Source organism: Nonomuraea sp. NPDC050202, assembly GCF_040656115.1.
Lineage (GTDB): Bacteria > Actinomycetota > Actinomycetes > Streptosporangiales > Streptosporangiaceae > Nonomuraea.
Genome location: NZ_JBFALF010000007.1, coordinates 111673 through 129616, shown reverse-complemented (window position 1 = coordinate 129616; position 17944 = coordinate 111673). Strand labels below are relative to the sequence as shown.

The window sequence follows — 17944 nt, the reverse complement described above, 5'->3', positions numbered from 1 at the left end:
CGAGAGCGTCTTGGCGCGCGGCCCCGCCGGGCGGGGCCGCGGTGGGGAGGGGATCACTTCGGGATCCAGGCCTGCCACTTGGCGGTGTTGGCCTCCACCCACTTCTTGGCGGCCTCCTCGCCGGTCATGCCGTTGTTGGTCATGTCGTCGGCGACGGCGTTCTGGTCCTCGTTGGTCCAGCTGAAGTTCTTGACCAGCTCGTACGCCTTACCGCCGGTCTGCGCGAACTTCGTGCTCACGATCTTGTCGAGGTCCATCTCCGGGTAGTCGCAGGCCACCTTCTTGGGGTCGGCGTCGCAGCCCTCGGTGTAGGCGGGCAGGTTGACCCGGACCAGGTCGGTCTTGCTGAACAGCCAGTGCGGGTCCCAGAAGTAGAACAGCAGCGGCTTCTTCTGCTCCTGCGCCTGCTGGGCGCCCTTGATCAGGGCCGCCTCGCTGCCGCCGACGACGACCTTGTAGTTCAGCTTGAGGTTCTTGATCAGGGCTTCCTCGTTGCTGACGTACGACGGGTCGCCGAACAGGAGCTGACCCTTGTCACCCGACTCGGAGGTCTTGAACAGGTCGGCGTACTTGTTGAGGTTCTTGTAGTCGGTGATGTCGGGGTGCTCGTCGGCCATCCACTTGGGGATGTACCAGCCGATGACGCCCTTGTTGCCGGTGGAGCCCGCCACCTGCGCGACCTTCTTCTCGTCGATGAACTGCTTCTTCAGGTCGGGGTGACCCCAGTTCTCGATGATGACGTCCACGTCGCCGGTCTCGAAGCCCTCCCAGGCGAGCTGCTCCTTGATCTCGGGCAGTTCGACGGTGTAGCCGAGCTCGTTCTCCAGCAGGTACGCCACGACGTTCGCGCTGGCCTCGTACCCCACCCAGGGGTTGATCGCGATCTTCACGGTGCCGGCGGAGCCCGACGCGGAGGCGGTGGACCTGGAGGCGGGGGCGGAGGTGCCGGAGGTGCTGGTGTCGACCGTGGCCCCGCCACAGCCCACGGCGGCGAGTCCAAGCGCGACGAGGCCTGCGAGCAGGCGAATCTTCATGTGAACTTCCTCTTTCGGGGGGAAGGACGCCTGTCGGCGCCCTGCGTGATGCGGTCGAGCATGACTCCGAGGAGCACGGTCGCGACGCCCGCGACGAAGCCCATGCCGAAGTCGGTGCGCTGGGAGAACCCCGTGACCACGTCGTAGCCGAGGGCCCCCGCCCCGACCAGGCCGCCGACGACCACCATGGCCAGCGTCATCACGATGCCCTGGTTGGCCGCCAGCAGGATGGCCTGCCTGGCCATCGGGAGCTGCACCTTCCACAGGAGCTGGCCCGGGGTGGACCCGGCGGAGACGGCCGCCTCCACGACCGTGGCGGGCACGGCCTTGATGCCGTCCTCGACCAGGCGCACCACCGGCGGCACCGCGTAGATGACGGAGGCGAAGATCGCGGTGAACCTGGTCGTCTCGAACAGCGCCAGCGCGGGCAGCAGGTACACGAACGCGGGCATGGTCTGCGCGGCGTCGAGCAGGGGCCGCTGGAGGGCCGAGTAGCGCGGCGAGCGAGCCGCGGCCACCCCCAGCAGCAGGCCGATGACGAGCGTGACGAGCACCGCGACGGCGACCGTGGTCATCGTCTGCATGGTGTGCTCCCACACGCCGAGCAGCGCGATCGCCAGCAGGCAGGCCAGCGCGGTGAGCGCGGGACGCATCCCGCTGACCCGCCAGGCGACGGCCAGCACGGCCAGCGCGACCAGCCACCACGGCGCCGAGGTGAGCAGCGACTCCAGGGGGTTGAGCAGGAGGTGGGAGGTCGTGTCCTTGATCCACGCGGTCACCGTGAACCAGTTGTCCTCGGCCCACCGCACGACGTCGTTGACCTCGGCGACCAGGTTGATCGTGAGGCTCTCCGGCCAGAGCCTGGGCAGGACGGGGATGAGCGCCAGCCCGGCGACGGCCAGCACGCCCGCTCCGGCGAGGTCGGCCCGCCCCAGCCTGGCGTGCGGGTCGCGGCGCGCCACCGCCATCATCATCCGGTCGAGCACCACCGCCATGATCACGACGGCGACGCCGGCCGGCAGCATGATGCCGACCTGCGCCCTGGACAGGCCGCGGATGATGTCGCCGCCCAGCCCGGGCGCCGAGATGAGGCTCGCGATGACGACCATGGACAGCGCCATCATGATCGTCTGGTTGATCGCCAGCGCCATCGTGGACCTGGCCAGCGGCAGGTAGACCTTGAACAGCGTCTGCCGCCGCGTGGCGCCCAGCGAGGCGGACGCCTCGACCGCCGTGGGGGAGACCTCCGAGATGGCCAGGGCCGTGATGCGGATGGCCGGCGGGATCGAGTAGATCATCGTCGCGATGGCCCCGGCGGGCGCCCCGATGTGGAAGAACAGGGCGAGCGGCGCCAGGTACGCGAACGTCGGCATGATCTGCATGACGTCCAGCACCGGGGTGATCGTGCGGCGCACGCGGGCGGAGAGCCCGGCCCAGACGCCGACCGGGATCCCGATCGCCAGCGACAGCAGCACCGCCACCGCGACCAGGGCCAGCGTGTCCACGCTCGACTCCCACAGCCCCAGCGCGCCGAACGCGCTCACGCCCCCGACCGCCAGCAGCGCGATCCGCCAGCCGCCCGCGAGCCAGGCCAGCGCGCCCATGACGCCGGTGATGCCGGGCCAGCCGAGCGCGTACAGGACGGTCTCGAACAGCGTGTAGAGCGAGCCCACGAAGAGCCGGATGTAGTTGAGGAAGTACAGGAAGAGCGGGTTGTCGTTGCGGTGGTCGTCGATCCACTCGCGCAGCTCCGTGACGGCCAGGAACTGCGGCGCCTCCTTGTCGTGCGGCAGCGTCCCCGTGCCCTGGAAGACCAGGTACGCCGCCACGAACAGCACCGCCACCCCCGCCGGCGCCGCCCACCTCGGCAACCCTGCGAGCCGGGAGGGCGACGGCACGGCCGTGCTGCTCATGCGGCGGCCTGTCCCGACAGGAAGGCGAGCAGGTCCACCCGGTCCACCACGCCCAGCAGCTCGTCGCCGTCCACCACCCTGATCGGCCGGGACGAGGAGGAGGCCACGCCGATGGCGTCCTTGATCACGGTGGTGGCCGGTAACGAGGGCCCGTCGAGCGGCTCGCCCGGCTCGGGGTCGCGGCTGATCCAGCGCAGGGTCAGCACGTGACTCCTGGGCACGTCGCGCACGAAGTCGGCCACGTAGTCGTCGGCCGGCGCGCCCACCAGCTCCTCGGCCGTGCCGAGCTGCACGATCGAGCCGCCCCGCATGATCGCGATGCGTTCGCCCAGCTTGAGCGCCTCGGACAGGTCGTGCGTGATGAACACCATCGTCTTGCCGACTTCCCGGTGCAGCCGGATGACCTCGGCTTGCATGTCGCGCCTGATCAGCGGGTCGAGCGCGCTGAACGGCTCGTCGAACAGCATCACCTCGGGCTCCACGGCCAGCGCCCTGGCCAGGCCCACCCGCTGCTGCATGCCGCCGGAGAGCTGGTCGGGGTAGGCGTCGGCGTAGCCGTCGAGGCCGACGAGCGTGAGGATCTCCGCCGCCCGCGCGTGCCTGGTCTGCTTGGCGGTGCCCTGGATCTCCAGCCCGTACGCGACGTTGTCGATGACCTTGCGGTGCGGCAGCAGGCCGAAGTGCTGGAAGACCATGCTGACCTGGTGGCGGCGGATCTCGCGGAGGCGGGCGGGGGAGGCGGCCCTGATGTCCTCGCCACCGATCCTGATCTCGCCGGCGCTCGGCTCGATGAGCCTGGTCAGGCAGCGTACGAGGGTGGACTTGCCGCTGCCGGACAGGCCCATGACGACGAAGACCTCGCCGGGGCGTACCTCGAAGCTGACGTCACGGACGGCGGCGGTGCAGCCGGTCTTCTCCCTCAGCGCGGCGGGTTCGAGGTGTCTGTCCTCGCTGTCCAGCACTTTCTGTGGTTTGGAGCCGAAGATCTTCCACAGGCCCGCAACGGTGATTGCCGCGTTGTCGGGAGAAACTCCCACACTCGCCTCCTCGCTTGACGTCGCTCAACATATGTCGCCAATGGCGAGATTCTCAACGCCGTGACTGTCAAGAGATCGGGGAGCGTCAACCGTGTTACCCGATTGGAACGCGCTAAACGCCCATAAGTGGACATTTATTCTGTTAAAGGTTTATTTCGTGCCGGGGATGCTTCCGGCGTGGAGCGCCAGGTTCTATCCTCAGGAGTCACGCGAACCAACATTTGTCGCGTTATGTTCGCTTGGCCACGAGCCATAGCATGTGTTCAAATAACCGGCACTTGCTGATTTCCCCCAGGACACAGACCCCTTAAATACGCCGATTCGGGCGAGGTGCGTTCGGTGAGTACAGAGCTGGGCGTCAAGCAGGCCAGCGAGAGCCGCTGGCGGCTGCGTAATTGGCGTGTCCGGGCGCGGCTCGTCGCCCTCATCATGGTGCCGACCGCGGCGGCCGTCCTGCTGGGCGGGATCCAGGTGCTCGCCTCGACGTCCGCGGCCTCCGACTACGCCCGCACCAACCAGTTCGCGCGGCTCTCCGCCGAGCTCGGCGGCCTGACCCACCTGGTCTCCGGCGAGCGGGCCAAGACCGCCTGGTACATCGCCCGCAACCGGCCGGCCGACGGGCTGTCCGAGGTGCGGGCCCAGATGGACCAGGTGGACCTGGCGGCCAGGACGGTACGCGGCATCGCCGGGCAGCTCATGACCGAGTCGAGCGGCCGTACCGCCGACCAGCTCGAGAACCTGCTCAACCGCCTCGACGACCTCGGCTCGCTGCGCAAGCAGGCCCTGGAGGCCAACCTGCTGCCCGGCCCGGCCGTCGAGCTCTACACCACCGTGGTCAGCGACCTGCTCTCCGTCCACAACGAGCTGGTCAAGGGCAGCGTGGACGACGAGCTGTTCCGCCAGACCAGCATGCTCGACGGGCTCGCCCGGGCCAAGGAGAGCGTCTCCTACCAGCAGGCCCTGGTCACCGTCGTGCTCGTCGAGGGCGCCTTCGACCAGGACCAGCTCAAGCGCTTCCTCGGCGAGCAGTCCGTGGAGGCCACCGAGCGCAAGGGCTTCGCCGCCGAGGCCACCGCGGAGGAGCGGCGCCTGTTCGACGAGACCGTCAACGGCAGATCCGCCGACCGCATGCTGTTCCTGCGCGAGCTGGTGCTGATCAGAGCCACCAAGGGGCTGCCGCTGCGCGGGCTCGACCAGGCCCGCGGCGACGACGCCAAGGAGTGGTTCGACGCGGCGAACGTGGTCGTCGACTCCATGCGCAAGGTCGAGGAGCGCCAGGCCCAGGGCATCGTGACCCGCAGCGAGGCACTCAGCGCCGACGAGCGCGGGCGGGCGTTCCTGACCGCGGGCGCCGTGCTCGCCCTGCTCGTCGCCATCCTGCTGATCACCACCGGCGTGGCCAGGTCGCTCGTCCGGCCGCTGCGCCGCCTGCGCGGCGAGGCCCTGGAGATCGCGGGCCGCCGGCTGCCCGAGTTCGTGCAGCACCTGCGGGAGTCGCGCGACGGCGAGGTCACCGCGGAGGTGCCGCCGATCGGGATCTTCTCCAAGGACGAGGTGGGCGAGGTCGCCCGCGCCTTCGACGAGGTGCACCGCGAGGCCGTACGGCTGGCGGGCGACGAGGCCACGCTGCGCTCCAACGTCAACGCCATGTTCGTCAACCTGTCCAGGCGCAGCCAGACGCTGGTCGAGCGGCAGCTCACGCTGATCGAGAAGCTGGAGAAGGGCGAGCGCGACGACGCCCGGCTCGGCGACCTGTTCAAGCTCGACCACCTGGCCACCCGCATGCGCCGCAACAGCGAGAACCTCCTCGTCCTGGCCGGCCAGGAGGCGGCGCGCAAGTGGAGCGAACCGGTCGAGCTGATGGACATCGTCCGGGCCGCGCTCGGCGAGGTCGAGAGCTACGACCGGGTCAGCATCCAGGTCCAGTCCGACGTCGCCATCGCCGGGCAGGCCGTCACCGACGTGGTGCACCTGCTGGCCGAGCTGGTCGAGAACGCCGTGTCGTTCTCCTCCCGCGACACCAAGGTGATCATCTCCAGCAGCCGGATCGACGGCGGCAGCCTGATGTTGTCGGTCACCGACCACGGCATCGGCATGGCGCAGGACGAGCTGGCCGAGGCCAACTGGCGGCTGGCCAACCCGCCCGTCGTGGACGTGTCGGTGTCGCGGCGGATGGGGCTGTTCGTGGTCGGGCGGCTGGCGCTGCGGCACAACATCCGGGTGCAGCTCAGGCGGCAGGACATCGGCGGGCTGACCGCCATGGTGCTGATCCCGCCGATGTTGCTGACCGCGGTGCCGGGGGCGAACTCGCGGGTGCAGGTGCCGCGGCAGGGGGGCGGGGCCGCGTACGGGGCGCAGGACGGGCCGCCGGACGGGCCGCCGGACGGGTCGCTGGACGTGCCGCGGCCGGGCTCCGTGCTCCGGCCGCCGTCCGGGCCGCTGTCGGGGACGCATCCCGGGCCGCCGTCCGGAGTGCCGTCTTTCGAGCCCGGCGGGTATCCGTCCTTCGTCACGGGTGGAGGACCGTCGTCCGGGCACCCGTCGTTCGACACCGTGCCGCCCGCGCCCGAGCCGTCGTCCTGGTTCAGCTCGGCCCGCACGCCCCCGGCCGAGCAGCCGCCCGCGGGCGCGCCCCGGGATCCGGGCCCGCCGTTCCCCGACCTGGCCACCCCCAGCACGTCGTTCCCCGCTCCGCCCGGCGCGCCGTCCCCGGCCGGCGGTGACGAGTACCTGCCGATCTTCGCCTCGGTCGAGGAGGGCAACTGGTTCAGCAAGCCCGCGCCCACCGCCGACCACCGCGACACCGCCTGGACCACCCCGGCCGACCAGGCCTGGCAGGCCGCCGACGCGACGGCCGAGCCCGCCAGGAACGGCACCACGAGCTCGGGCTTGCCCAAGCGCACTCCGCGAGCGAACCTGGTACCGGGCACCGCGAGCCCGCAGCCGCCGCCACCCGTTCCCGGGCTGCCGGTGTCCCCCGACCGTCTCCGCAGCAGGCTGGCCAGCTACCAGCAGGGCGTGCGCAAGGGGCGCGCCGAGCTCGAGGAGGACTCATGAAGGAGCTGAGCCAGGCCGCCAGGGACGTCAACTGGCTGGTCAGCGGCTTCGTCGAGGAGGTTCCCGGCGTGGCGCACGCCGTCGTCGTCTCCGCCGACGGCCTGCCCATGGCGTACTCCAGAGGCTTCCCCAAGGACCGCGCCGACCAGCTCGCCGCCATCGCGGCCGGGCTGGTGAGCCTGACCGGGGGCGCGGCACGGGTGTTCGAGGGCGGAGGGGTCACCCAGACCCTCATCGAGATGGAGCGCGGCCTGGTGCTGGTGATGTCGATCAGCGACGGGTCCTGCCTCGCGGTGCTGGCCGCGCCCGACTGCGACATGGGCCTGGTCGCGTACCAGATGACGATCCTGGTCGAGCGCGCGGGGCAGGTGCTCACACCTGCCGTACGGGCGGAGCTCTCCGCCACGCGCCAGTGGTGAGTGGGGAGTGAACCATGGCATCGTGGCACAACGGTGAGCAGGAGCCCGAGCGAAGTTCGCTCGTCCGGATGTACGCCGTCACCGGCGGCCGCACCACTCCGCGTACGGAGCTGGCCATGGAGGCCCTGGTGTCGTCGGCGACCTCGGCGCAGCTCGGCACCACGTACGCGCGCGAGTACCGGGCGATCAGCGAGCTGTGCCGGCAGGTGCGCTCGGTGGCGGAGATCTCCGCGCTGCTCAGCGTCCCCCTCGGCGTGGCGAGGGTGCTGGTCGCCGACATGGAGGCGGACGGGCTGGTCAAGGTGTACCAGCCGCAGCTCGAGGCGGGGCTGCCCGACAGGGGACTGCTCGAAAGGGTGCTGAGTGGACTTCGCAGGCTCTAGCCGGCTCACCTCCACGAAGATCGTCGTGGCGGGCGGGTTCGGCGTGGGGAAGACCACGTTCGTGGGCTCCGTCTCCGAGATCATGCCGCTGACCACCGAGGCGGTGATGACCGACGCCTCGCACGGCATCGACGACCTCGGGCACACCCCCGGCAAGACCACCACCACCGTGGCCATGGACTTCGGCCGGCTCTCGCTCGACCAGGACCTGATCCTCTACCTGTTCGGCACGCCCGGGCAGCAGCGGTTCTGGTTCATGTGGGACGACATCGTGCGTGGGGCCATCGGGGCCGTGGTGCTGGTCGACTCGCGGCGGCTGGCCGACAGCTTCCCCGCCGTGGACTACTTCGAGGACTCCGCGATCCCGTTCGTGATCGGGCTGAACGGCTGGGACGGCGAGTTCCCGCACGTCGAGAGCGAGGTGCGGGAGGCGCTCACGCTCTCCTCGCACGTGCCGATCGTCCGTACGGACGCGCGTGCGCGGCAGGCCGTCAAGAACACCCTGATCACGCTGGTCGAGCACGCGCTGACCGTGCGGTCGTACTGATTACTGTCCCGACCACCAGTAGGCGGCCACCAGCTCGGCCACCAGCGTCTCCGTGAGCAGGGCGACGTCCGGGTCGTCGTCGCCCGCGTACCGGATCGCGGCCGTCGCGTCCCGCACCTCGGGGCCCACGGTGATCACCGTCGAGCCGCGCTGACGCACCCAGTCCATGGCCTGGGCGTCGTAGCGGGAGCCGGGGAAGAGCAGCGCGCGGTAGTCGAGCGTCTTGGTGAGGTACACGTCCACGTGCGACCAGTCGCCGCTCTCGCAGGCGTCGGCCGGGCGGCGCGGGCCCTCGCGGAACATCAGCGCCGACTGCTCCGCCGACGACAGCCGCTCGGCGGGGGCGATCGTGTAGACGCCGTCCGGGCCGTCGAGCAGCTCCATCGCCAGGGGGAGCCACTCGTCCCTGCGGTCCAGCAGGTCGGCCGAGGCCTTCGCGGCCCGGTCGAGCAGGGCGGGCAGGTCGCTCGTGCGGCCCGTCAGCCTGGACTCCAGGGCGAGCAGGAGGGCCAGCGTGTGCTGGAACGTCCGGCACGCGACGCCGCCGCGCTCCTCGCCCGCCCGCATGTCGACCACCAGGTCGGCGGCCTCGGCGAGCGGGGAGCCCGGCTGGTTGGTGAGGGCCGCCAGGTAGGCGGGGCCGCCCGCGTACCTGGCCGTGGCGTCGAGGGTCTCCCTGCTGGTGCCGGTGGCCGAGATCGGGATGACCAGGGTGCCCTCCGCGTTCGGCAGGCCGGCGGCGGCGGAGGCGTACTCGGCGTGCGCGTTGACCCCGGCGGTGCGCAGGCGCAGGGCCGCCACGCCGGCGGCGTAGCGGGAGCTGCCCATGCCGAGGAACAGGACGCGGTCGATGCGCTCCGGGAGCTCGCGGAACGGGTCGCCGGTGCGGAGCTCGTCGGCCAGGGCCGCCAGGTGCTCCGGCTTGGACTCCAGGTCGGAGAGGTAGAGCTCAGAATTCACGCGATGTTCTCCTTGCGGGGTTCTTCTCCGTACCAGGTGTGCAGGACGCCCATGGGGGCGTAGCGCCAGCGGGGGAGGTGGCGGGCGGCGTAGATCAGCTCGCGGCACTCCTGCTCCACCTCGAACGGGCGGATCAGGGTCTCGTCCAGCAGTTCCGGCCTGTTCCTCGCCGCCAGGCGGGACCGGTACGCGGCCAGGAAGCCTTGACGGGCCGTTCTCGCCCAGCGGGCGGCGTGCGCGGGCGGGGTGGATCTTCTCTTGATCGCCACCTGGGCCACGTGGTCGAGGCTGGTGGTGAGCTGGGCGACGTCGCGGGCCGCCGGCTGGTAGGGGTCGGCGTCGGTGACCGTGGGGTTGCCGTCGAAGTCGATGACGGCGTAGCCGTCCCGCCACTGGAGGATCTGGCCCACGTGGAGGTCGCCGTGGATGCGGATCAGGGGGCTGGTGATGCCGGTTTCCAGGGCTGCCAGCTCCTGGCGCATGGTGTCCGCCCTGGTGGCCAGCCACGCGCCGTCGTCGCCGCCGGTCAGCGCCAGCGCTTCGGCCAGCGCCTCGTACGCCCTGGCCGCCGTACGGCTGCCCGCCGCACCGCCGGCCGTGCTCGTGATCGGCAGGGTGGACAGGGCGAGGTGCAGGTCGGCGGTGAGGCGGCCGAGCTCCGTGGCGAAGGAGGCGGAGCCGGCCGCGGCCTCGTCCACGCACCACTCCCAGCCGTCCCGGGCCTCGGGCAGGTAGCCGGTGACCAAGGCCAGGAGGTGCTCACGGCCCTCCAGCACGCCCGTCAGGGCCGCGTAGGGAGGCGCGGTGTCGTTGAATCCTGAATCAACGAGGTGCGCGAAGATCTCGGGGGTGGGATGGGGAAGCGGGACGGGCGGGGTGAGCCACTTGACCACGACGCGCTCGCCGACCACCACCGAGTAGTTCGTCTGGTCGACGTGTGATCCGAAATCCCGTTCACCTGGGGCCCCAGTGTGGAGATCTCCAGGACCGTGCGAGAAGGTGGGCAGCGGGCGGAAGCGTCGTACGGCGAAGGGCGGCGGCACGCCGTCCGCCAACCGCGCCAGGAGCGCGGTTGTGAGCCCCCGATCTCGAGCGGTGAGGGGCCTCTCACCGAGAGAGATCAAGCGGCGACTTATTGAATCCCAATTCAACAGCTGGACCAAACTTCCAGGTAGCAATGTCATCAAAAGTCTTGCTCATGTTGATTTCTGCTGCAACACTCCTGGTCTGGTCCGCTGTGTCCGGTAAGGTCGCGCGACCCCTCAAACAGCACAAATTTCAGAAGGAGTAGCGGCCGTGTCCCGTACCCGGTTCACCCGTCGTCTCCCGGCCGCCGCCGCGGCGGCCGGACTCGCGCTCGCCGTCGCGGCGTGCGGGGGTGGGTCGTCGTCAAGCTCAGATGGTACGGCGCCGGCGGCGGCCGACCAGCTCAAGCCCAACGCGGACCTGTCGCAGCAGACCTTGGACATCACCGTCTGGGACGGTTACACACCCAAGGAGCTTCCCGAGAAGGCCAAGGCCGAGCTCAAGATCAAGGACGTGCAGATCCAGACGCACGACACCAACGAGACGGCGATGACCAAGCTCACCGCTCCCGGTGACAGCGGCATCGACGTGGCGTTCGTGTCCGGCCAGTACGCCCAGGCGCTCAACGAGCAGGGCCTGCTGGAGCCGATCCACCACGAGCTCATCCCCAACCTGGCCAACCTCTACCCCGAGGCCACCCAGCTGTCCTACGACAAGGGCAACAAGTACTCCGTGCCCTACACCTGGGGTACGACGGGCATCTGCTACCGCAGCGACCTGGTGAAGAGCAAGCCCACCAGTTGGAACGATCTGCTGAAGCCGCCGGCCTGGGCCGACAAGAAGGTCACCATGCTCGCCACCGAGCGCTGGCTGGCCCTGCCCGCGCTCAAGTCGCTCGGCTACTCGATCAACACCGACAAGGACGAGGAGCTCGAGAAGGCCAAGGAGCTGCTCATGTCGCAGAAGCAGCACCTGCTGCGCTACGACGACACCACCTTCGGTGACCGGCTCATCTCGGGCGAGGCCGTGATGGCCGAGGCGTGGGACGGCTGGTGCCCGACCACCGACGCCAAGGGCAACATCGAGTTCGCGGTGCCGAAGGAGGGCAGCGACCTCTGGGTGGACACCATGGTGATCATGAAGTCCTCCAAGAACAAGGAGGCCGCGCACGCCCTGATCAACTACATCCTCAGCCCCGAGATCCACTCCTGGGCGGCCGAGAACATCAACTACAAGGTGCCCAACAAGGCCGCCATGGAGAAGGTGAAGATCGCCAAGGGCTCGCTGCTCGGCATCACGCCGGCCGAGCTGCTGAACGGCGAGGCCGCCATCGACCTGGGCCAGGCATCGACCAAGTACAGCCGGCTCCAGCAGGACGTCACGGCCAGTTGAGCCTTTGCCGCTGTGAAGTCTGAAGTCAAGACCCAGCCAGTGTCCCGCGCCCGCGGACGCTGGCTGGGCGCGTTCGTTTTCCTGTCGCCAGGGCTGGCGTACCTGGTCGTGCTCATGCTGGTGCCGCTGGCGCTGGTGTTCAGCTACACCGTTTTCCAGCGCGGCCGCTTCGGCGGGGTGGTGTACGAGTTCACCACCGAGAACTTCGAGCGGCTGTTCGACCCGCTCTACCTCGGCGTGCTGGGCGACTCGCTGAAGATCGCGGCGCTCACGACGCTGATCGCGCTGCTCATCGGCTACCCGACGGCCTACCTGATCGCGCAGCTCCCGAAGAAGTGGAAGACGCTGGCACTGGTGGCGGTCGTGCTGCCGTTCTGGACGAACTTCATCATCCGGGTCTACGCCTGGACGATCCTGCTCAGCGGGCCGGGGCTGGTGAACTCGGCGCTGGCCAAGATCGGGCTGGGGCCGTACGAGCTGCTCTACAACCAGGGCACGATCGTGGCGGGGCTGCTGTACTCGTACCTGCCGCTGATGGTGCTTCCGTTGTACGCCGCGATCGAGAAGCTCGACCCGCAGCTGCGCGAGGCGTCCGCCAACCTGGGGGCGTCGGGGTTCACCACGTTCCGCAAGGTCACGCTGCCGCTGACGGTGCCGGGCGTGCTGACCGGCAGCCTGTTCGTGTTCGTGCCGAGCTTCGGCAACTTCGTCATCCCCGAGATGCTGGGCGGCAACAAGTCGATCATGGTGGGCAACCTGATCAGGAACCAGTTCCTGTCGGCGCGCGACTGGCCGTTCGGGGCCACGCTGTCGCTGGCGCTCATCGCGGTGCTGGTCGTGCTGCTCATCGTGCAGGCCTGGGCGGCGCGCCGTGCGTAGACCGAAGCTGCTGTACGTGCCGTTCTGGCTCACGTTCGTCTTCCTGTACCTGCCGATCGTCGTGCTCGTCGTCATGTCGTTCAACTCCGGCGAGTCGGCGTACACCTTCGACGGTTTCAGCCTCAAGTGGTACGGCGTGCTGGCCGAGGACGAGCGGATCAGGGACGGCCTGGTCAACACGCTGATCGTGGCCACCGGCTCCACCCTGATCGCCACCGTGCTCGGCACGATGCTGGCCGTCGGCCTGGCCAGGTACACCAGGTCCAAGGTCATGGACGCGCTGACGCTGATGCCCGCCGTGCTGCCCGACCTGGTGCTGGCCATCGGCCTGCTGGTCTTCTACGGCACCATCCAGCTCACGCTCGGCCTGTACTCTGTGGTGCTGGCCCACGGCCTGTTCGCGATGGCGTTCGTCGCGGCGGTGGTGCGCACCCGGCTGACCGGCACCGACACCTCGCTGGAGGAGGCGTCGCGAGACCTGGGCGCGGGGCCGGTGACGACGTTCATGAAGGTCACGCTGCCGCAGCTGATGCCGGGCATCGTGGCGGGGGCGATGCTGGCGTTCACGCTGTCGCTGGACGAGTTCGTGATCGCGTTCTTCACGATCGGCAACAACGAGCAGACGCTGCCGATCGTCATCTACTCAATGATCCGTTTCGGGGTCACCCCGAAGATCAATGCGCTGGCCGCGATCCTGCTCCTCGTGAGCTTCACGGCGGTGATCGCCGGGCAGCGCCTGACCAAGATCGGGGAGACGCGTGCTCAAGATTGACGGGATCTCCCGCAGGTTCGGGGACGTCACCGCGCTCGACGACGTCTCGCTGGAGATCGGCCAGGGCGAGTTCTTCGCCCTGCTCGGCCCCTCCGGCTGCGGCAAGACCACGCTGCTGCGCATCATCGCCGGGTTCGAGACGCCGGACCAGGGCAAGGTCACGCTCGACGGCGAGGACCTGCTGTCCAGGCCGCCGAACCGGCGGCCGATCAGCCTCATGTTCCAGTCGTACGCCCTGTTCCCGCACATGACCGTGGCCAAGAACGTGGCCTACGGGCTGGAGCGCGAGCGGCTGTCCCGCCAGGAGATCAAGCAGCGCGTGGGCGAGGTGCTGGAGACGGTCGGGCTGTCCGCGCACGCCTCCCGCAGGCCCGCCCAGCTCTCGGGCGGCCAGCGGCAGCGGGTGGCGCTGGCGCGTTCCATCGTCAAGCGGCCCCGGCTGCTGCTGCTCGACGAGCCGCTGTCGGCCCTGGACAAGAAGGTCCGCGCCGACATGCAGCTCGAGCTCAAGCGGCTGCAGCACGAGGTGGGCATCACGTTCGTGGTCGTCACGCACGACCAGGAGGAGGCCATGTCGCTGGCCGACCGGATCGCCGTCTTCGACAGCGGCTCCGTACGCCAGGTGGACGAGCCGATCTCGCTGTACGAGCGGCCGCGCTCGCCGTTCGTGGCCGACTTCGTCGGGGCCAACAACCTCTTCCGCGGCGAGGCCAGCGGCCTCGACGGGATCAAGAGCGAGCAGTTCGGCATGCTGGCCGGCGCCCCGCTGGCGGAGCTGGAGGCCGGCGCCGAGGCGCTGCTGGCGGTGCGGCCCGAGAAGATCGAGCTGGCGGACGGGAACGCGACCAGGGGGCTGGCCGGCGAGGTCCTCGACGTGAGCTTCTACGGCGGCGTCTCGCACATCTCCGTGGACGTGCCCGGCCATCCCAAGCCGGTGCTCGTGGCCGTGCAGGGGGCCGCCTCCGTGCGTCCCGGCGCCAAGGTGAAGGTGCGCTGGAACGCCGAGGACGCCGTGATCATGGCGGTCGATCAGTGAGCCAGGTCGTTGCCCGTGGCCGCGCGGGCGTAGGACAGGATGAGCTCGGCCGCCTCCTCCGGGCCGATCAGGGGGTGCCTGGCCGTGATGCGGTAGCCGTACGCGTCCTCCAGGGCCACCAGGTTGCGCGCGATCGTCACCGAGTCGGCGCTCAGCCTGAACACCCCCAGCGCGGCCCCGGTGTCCAGGATCGCCTGGTACATCGACACCTGCCGGTCGTAGAGCGAGGTGAGCAGGACGCCGTAGACGCGGTTGCGGCCGGCGGCGCCGCCCAGCTCGTTGAGCAGGCGCACGTCGGGGTCGAGCGGCCCGGTGGGCAGCCCCGACCTGATCGTGACGACCAGCTTCTCGACGGGGTCGGTGAGCGTGGCGAGCTGGCGCAGCCGCTGCTCGTAGAAACGTTCCATGCCGGCGTGCTGCGCCTCGACGAGCAACTCGCTCAGATCGGGGTAGTGGTAGAGCACGGCGCCCGAGGTCAGGCCGGCCTCCTCGGCGACGTGCGAGAGCTGTACACCGTCGATGCCATGGCGGATGATGGCCCTGCGTGCGGCCTCGATCAGATCGAGCCGCCGGTCGCTGCGGCTTTTGCGCTGAGCCACCCTCACCACCTTCACTCGTTCGGCTGCTGTTCAGTTAGCCGTGACCATAGTGCCCTTAAGTTGACCTTCACGCTAGATCCCGTTTTGAATTCCTCTTCAAATTGACGAGTTCCCCCGGAGTCGCGATGTCTCTCACGTTCCTGTTCATGCCGGAAAGCGCCTACGGCCCCACCAACAACTCGATCGGCATCGGCGACATCCTGCGCCGCCGCGGCCACCGTGTCGTCTTCGCCGCCGAGGCGTCGTGGAAGGGCAAGCTCGAAGCGCTCGGCTTCGAGGAGGACCTGGTCGACCTGGCCCCGCCCGCGGAGGAGGAGCAGGAGCAGGACGCCGGCCAGTTCTGGAAGGACTTCATCCGCGAGACCGCGCCGGAGTACCGCAAGTCCACGCTGGAGCAGCAGGAGACCGTCACCAAGCCCATCTGGGAGAGCCTGATCGACGGCGCGAAGTACTGCGAGCCGCAGCTGCGGGCCATCATCGAGCGCGTCGACCCGGACGTGATCATCGAGGACAACGTGATCACGTTCCCGGCGCTGCTCACCGCGGGCAAGAAGTTCGTCCGCATCGTCTCCTGCCAGCCGCTGGAGATGCGCGGCGAGAACATCCCGCCGGTCTTCTCCGGCCTGCCCACCGGCGACCGCTCCGAGTGGGACGCCTTCCGCGCCGAGTACGAGCGCACCCACCGCGAGCTGTGGGCCGCCTACAACGAGTGGTGCGTCGAGCAGGGCACCGAGCCGCTGCCCGACCTCGACTTCATCCACGAGGGCGACCTGAACCTCTACGTCTACCCCGAGATCCTCGACTACACCGCCGAGCGCCCGCTGGGCCCGACGTGGCACCGCCTCGACTCCTCCGTCCGCGAGACCGAGGAGGAGTTCACGCTGCCCTTCGAACGCAACGACGGCGCGCTGGTCTACTTCTCGCTCGGCTCGCTGGGCTCCTCCGACGTGGAGCTGATGCAGCGGGTGATCGACGTGCTGGCCACGACCCCGCACCAGTACATCGTCTCCAAGGGCCCGCTGCACGAGGAGATCAAGCTGGCCGACAACATGTGGGGCGCGGAGTTCGTTCCGCAGACTAAGATCATCCCACTGTGTGACTTGGTCATCACCCATGGCGGCAACAACACGACCACCGAGGCGCTGCACTTCGGCAAGCCGATGATCCTGCTGCCGCTGTTCTGGGACCAGTACGACAACGCCCAGAGGGTCGATGAACTCGGCTATGGTGTCAGGCTCTCGACCTACACCTTCACCGACGAGGAACTCAAGGGGGCGGTCGCGAAGCTGCTCGGCGACACCGAGCTGCGCGCGCGACTCGCCGCCGCGGGCGAGGAGATCCGGCGCCGCGACGGCCTGCGCAAGGCCGCCGACCTGATCGAGCAGCTCGGCCAGTAGGCATTTCAGTCAGTAGCACGACCCCCTGAAAGATGAAGTCTTCCTGATGCGCGAACTGATCAACCCCGCCACTGGCCTTCCCTGTGCCGAAATTCCGGATACGCCGGTGGAGGGCGTGGCGTCGGCCGTCCGGGCCGCACGCGCGGCGTTCGAGGAGTGGTCGCAGACCACCCCCGCCGAGCGCCAGCGGCTGCTGCTGCGCGTGGCCGACCTGGTGGAGGCCGACGCCGAGGAGCTGACCAGGCTCGAAGTGGAGGAGACCGGCAAGCCGGCCGCGGTGTTCAGGGACGGCGAGCTGCCGTTCGCCGTGGACAACCTGCGCTTCTTCGCCGGCGCCGCCCGCTCGCTGGAGGGCACCGGCGCCGGGGTGTTCAGCCCCGGCTACACCTCGGTCATGCAGCGCCGTCCCGTCGGGGTGGTGGGGTCGATCGCGCCGTGGAACTTCCCGTTCGTCATGGCCGTCTGGAAGGTCGGCCCGGCGGTGGCCGCGGGCAACGCCGTGGTGATCAAGCCCGCGCCCCAGACGCCGCGTACGACGCTGCGGCTGGCCGAGCTGTTCGCCAAGGCGGGCGCGCCCGGCAACCTCGTGCAGGCGATCACCGGCGACGCCGAGGTGGGCCAGGCGCTGGTCACCGACCCGGGCGTGGACATGGTCAGCGTCACCGGCTCCACCGAGACCGGCCGCGCCGTGATGAGCGGCGCGGCGGCCACGCTCAAGCGGGTCCACCTCGAACTCGGGGGGAAGGCGCCGGCGCTGGTGTTCGAGGACGCGGACCTGGCGGAGATGGCCCGCGGGGTGGCCATGGGGGCGACGTACAACACCGGGCAGGACTGCACGGCGGCCACCCGCGTCTACGTCGCCCGCGGAATCTACGGCGAGGCCGTGGAGGCGCTTCGGGCAACTCTTGCCGAAATCTCCGTCGGCGACCCCTGGGATCCGGCCACGGACATCGGCCCGCTGATCTCCGCCGCGCACCGGGACCGGGTGCACGGGTTCGTCTCCCGGGCCGGTGGGCGGGTCCTGCACGGCGGCTCCCCAATTGGGGGCCCCGGCTTTTTCTACCCGCCCACGCTTGTGACCGATGTCGCACAGACCAGCGAGATCGTGCAGGGAGAGCTGTTCGGACCGGTCCTGGTGGCGCTCCCATTCGACGGCGAGGACGAAGCGGTGCGGATGGCCAACGACACTAGATATGGTCTGGCCTCGTCGTTGTGGTCGCGCGACGTGGGCCGGGCCATGCGCGTCTCGCATCGGCTCGACGTGGGTGTGACCTGGGTCAACGACCATCTGCCCATCGCCAGCGAGGCGCCGCACGGCGGGGTGAAGGGCAGTGGGTTCGGCAAGGACATGAGCCAGGAAGCGGTGCAGGAGTACTCAGTGACGCGGCACCTGATGATCAAGCACGCGGCGCCGGCCGAGCGGGATTCTTTCCGGCCGGCCTGAAAACACGTACGGCGATATGCACCCAAAGTCCCTCTTTGGGTGCGTGTGA

General features: G+C 69.5%; 16 protein-coding genes. 10 read left to right on the top strand and 6 right to left on the bottom strand.

Annotated elements, in window-relative coordinates:
• Positions 1-53 precede the first annotated feature (53 nt).
• The 3 genes from AB0I79_RS21625 to AB0I79_RS21615 are packed head-to-tail and all read right to left on the bottom strand — an operon-like array spanning position 54 to position 3909.
• Positions 54-1034 carry an ABC transporter substrate-binding protein gene (locus tag AB0I79_RS21625; RefSeq protein WP_357875542.1) on the bottom strand — a complete coding sequence of 327 codons (981 nt, stop codon included), beginning with the start codon at positions 1032-1034 and terminating at the stop codon, positions 54-56.
• A complete protein-coding gene (locus tag AB0I79_RS21620; protein WP_357875540.1) occupies positions 1031-2947 on the bottom strand; it encodes an ABC transporter permease subunit in 1917 nt (638 codons plus the stop codon). The genes AB0I79_RS21625 and AB0I79_RS21620 overlap by 4 nt, the downstream gene beginning before the upstream one ends.
• Positions 2944-3909, bottom strand: coding sequence for a glycine betaine/L-proline ABC transporter ATP-binding protein (locus tag AB0I79_RS21615; protein ID WP_357875971.1), 966 nt, complete (start codon positions 3907-3909; stop codon positions 2944-2946). The genes AB0I79_RS21620 and AB0I79_RS21615 overlap by 4 nt, the downstream gene beginning before the upstream one ends.
• A gap of 414 nt (positions 3910-4323) precedes the next feature.
• On the opposite strand from AB0I79_RS21615, the gene AB0I79_RS21610 reads away from it, so the two are divergent.
• Genes AB0I79_RS21610 through AB0I79_RS21595 form a run of 4 tightly spaced genes read left to right on the top strand, consistent with a single transcriptional unit; the run spans position 4324 to position 8390 of the window.
• Entirely contained in the window at positions 4324-7041 is a 2718-nt protein-coding gene (locus AB0I79_RS21610; RefSeq protein WP_357875538.1) for a nitrate- and nitrite sensing domain-containing protein, read from the top strand.
• Positions 7038-7460: a roadblock/LC7 domain-containing protein gene (locus AB0I79_RS21605; RefSeq protein ID WP_357875536.1), complete on the top strand. Its 423-nt coding sequence runs from the start codon at positions 7038-7040 to the stop codon at positions 7458-7460. Before AB0I79_RS21610 ends, AB0I79_RS21605 begins: the two co-directional genes overlap by 4 nt.
• 14 nt (positions 7461-7474) lie before the next feature.
• Positions 7475-7843: a DUF742 domain-containing protein gene (locus tag AB0I79_RS21600; protein ID WP_185109501.1), complete on the top strand. Its 369-nt coding sequence runs from the start codon at positions 7475-7477 to the stop codon at positions 7841-7843.
• Positions 7824-8390, top strand: coding sequence for an ATP/GTP-binding protein (locus AB0I79_RS21595; RefSeq protein ID WP_357875534.1), 567 nt, complete (start codon positions 7824-7826; stop codon positions 8388-8390). Before AB0I79_RS21600 ends, AB0I79_RS21595 begins: the two co-directional genes overlap by 20 nt.
• Here AB0I79_RS21595 and AB0I79_RS21590 read toward each other — a convergent pair whose 3' ends face one another.
• Together AB0I79_RS21590 and AB0I79_RS21585 are read right to left on the bottom strand one after the other, a co-directional pair.
• On the bottom strand, positions 8391-9350 hold the full coding sequence (locus tag AB0I79_RS21590; RefSeq protein WP_357875532.1) for an SIS domain-containing protein: 960 nt from the start codon (positions 9348-9350) through the stop codon (positions 8391-8393).
• Positions 9347-10264, bottom strand: a complete 918-nt coding sequence (locus tag AB0I79_RS21585; RefSeq protein WP_357875530.1) for a phosphotransferase — start codon at positions 10262-10264, stop codon at positions 9347-9349. The genes AB0I79_RS21590 and AB0I79_RS21585 overlap by 4 nt, the downstream gene beginning before the upstream one ends.
• A 382-nt stretch (positions 10265-10646) precedes the next feature.
• Here AB0I79_RS21585 and AB0I79_RS21580 point away from each other — a divergent pair, with 382 nt between their 5' ends.
• From AB0I79_RS21580 to AB0I79_RS21565, 4 genes are read left to right on the top strand one after another with little or no spacing between them, the layout of a single operon-like run.
• Positions 10647-11768, top strand: a complete 1122-nt coding sequence (locus tag AB0I79_RS21580) for a spermidine/putrescine ABC transporter substrate-binding protein (protein WP_357875528.1) — start codon at positions 10647-10649, stop codon at positions 11766-11768.
• 12 nt (positions 11769-11780) lie between these two features.
• A complete protein-coding gene (locus tag AB0I79_RS21575) occupies positions 11781-12647 on the top strand; it encodes an ABC transporter permease (protein ID WP_357875526.1) in 867 nt (288 codons plus the stop codon).
• Positions 12640-13419 carry an ABC transporter permease gene (locus AB0I79_RS21570; protein ID WP_357875524.1) on the top strand — a complete coding sequence of 260 codons (780 nt, stop codon included), beginning with the start codon at positions 12640-12642 and terminating at the stop codon, positions 13417-13419. Before AB0I79_RS21575 ends, AB0I79_RS21570 begins: the two co-directional genes overlap by 8 nt.
• Positions 13406-14455: an ABC transporter ATP-binding protein gene (locus AB0I79_RS21565; protein ID WP_357875522.1), complete on the top strand. Its 1050-nt coding sequence runs from the start codon at positions 13406-13408 to the stop codon at positions 14453-14455. The genes AB0I79_RS21570 and AB0I79_RS21565 overlap by 14 nt, the downstream gene beginning before the upstream one ends.
• On the opposite strand, the gene AB0I79_RS21560 is transcribed toward AB0I79_RS21565, so the two are convergent.
• Positions 14449-15054: a TetR family transcriptional regulator gene (locus tag AB0I79_RS21560; RefSeq protein ID WP_357875520.1), complete on the bottom strand. Its 606-nt coding sequence runs from the start codon at positions 15052-15054 to the stop codon at positions 14449-14451. The two genes, AB0I79_RS21565 and AB0I79_RS21560, sit on opposite strands and share 7 nt — an antisense overlap.
• 125 nt (positions 15055-15179) lie before the next feature.
• Between AB0I79_RS21560 and AB0I79_RS21555 the strand changes: the two genes are divergently transcribed.
• Both AB0I79_RS21555 and AB0I79_RS21550 read left to right on the top strand, forming a co-directional pair.
• Complete coding sequence (locus AB0I79_RS21555; protein ID WP_357875518.1) at positions 15180-16451, top strand: glycosyltransferase; 1272 nt, start codon at positions 15180-15182, stop codon at positions 16449-16451.
• Positions 16452-16497: 46 nt separating this feature from the next.
• Complete coding sequence (locus tag AB0I79_RS21550) at positions 16498-17895, top strand: aminobutyraldehyde dehydrogenase (protein ID WP_357875516.1); 1398 nt, start codon at positions 16498-16500, stop codon at positions 17893-17895.
• The last annotated feature ends 49 nt before the right edge of the window (positions 17896-17944 follow it).

Bases quoted from the DNA above. Each gene is read 5' to 3' on its own strand.
- AB0I79_RS21600 (WP_185109501.1), top strand. From the start codon at position 7,475: ATGGCATCGTGGCACAACGGTGAGCAGGAGCCCGAGCGAAGTTCGCTC.
- AB0I79_RS21620 (WP_357875540.1), bottom strand. From the start codon at position 2,947: ATGAGCAGCACGGCCGTGCCGTCGCCCTCCCGGCTCGCAGGGTTGCCG.
- AB0I79_RS21555 (WP_357875518.1), top strand. From the start codon at position 15,180: ATGTCTCTCACGTTCCTGTTCATGCCGGAAAGCGCCTACGGCCCCACC.
- AB0I79_RS21550 (WP_357875516.1), top strand. From the start codon at position 16,498: ATGCGCGAACTGATCAACCCCGCCACTGGCCTTCCCTGTGCCGAAATT.
- AB0I79_RS21625 (WP_357875542.1), bottom strand. From the start codon at position 1,034: ATGAAGATTCGCCTGCTCGCAGGCCTCGTCGCGCTTGGACTCGCCGCC.
- AB0I79_RS21605 (WP_357875536.1), top strand. From the start codon at position 7,038: ATGAAGGAGCTGAGCCAGGCCGCCAGGGACGTCAACTGGCTGGTCAGC.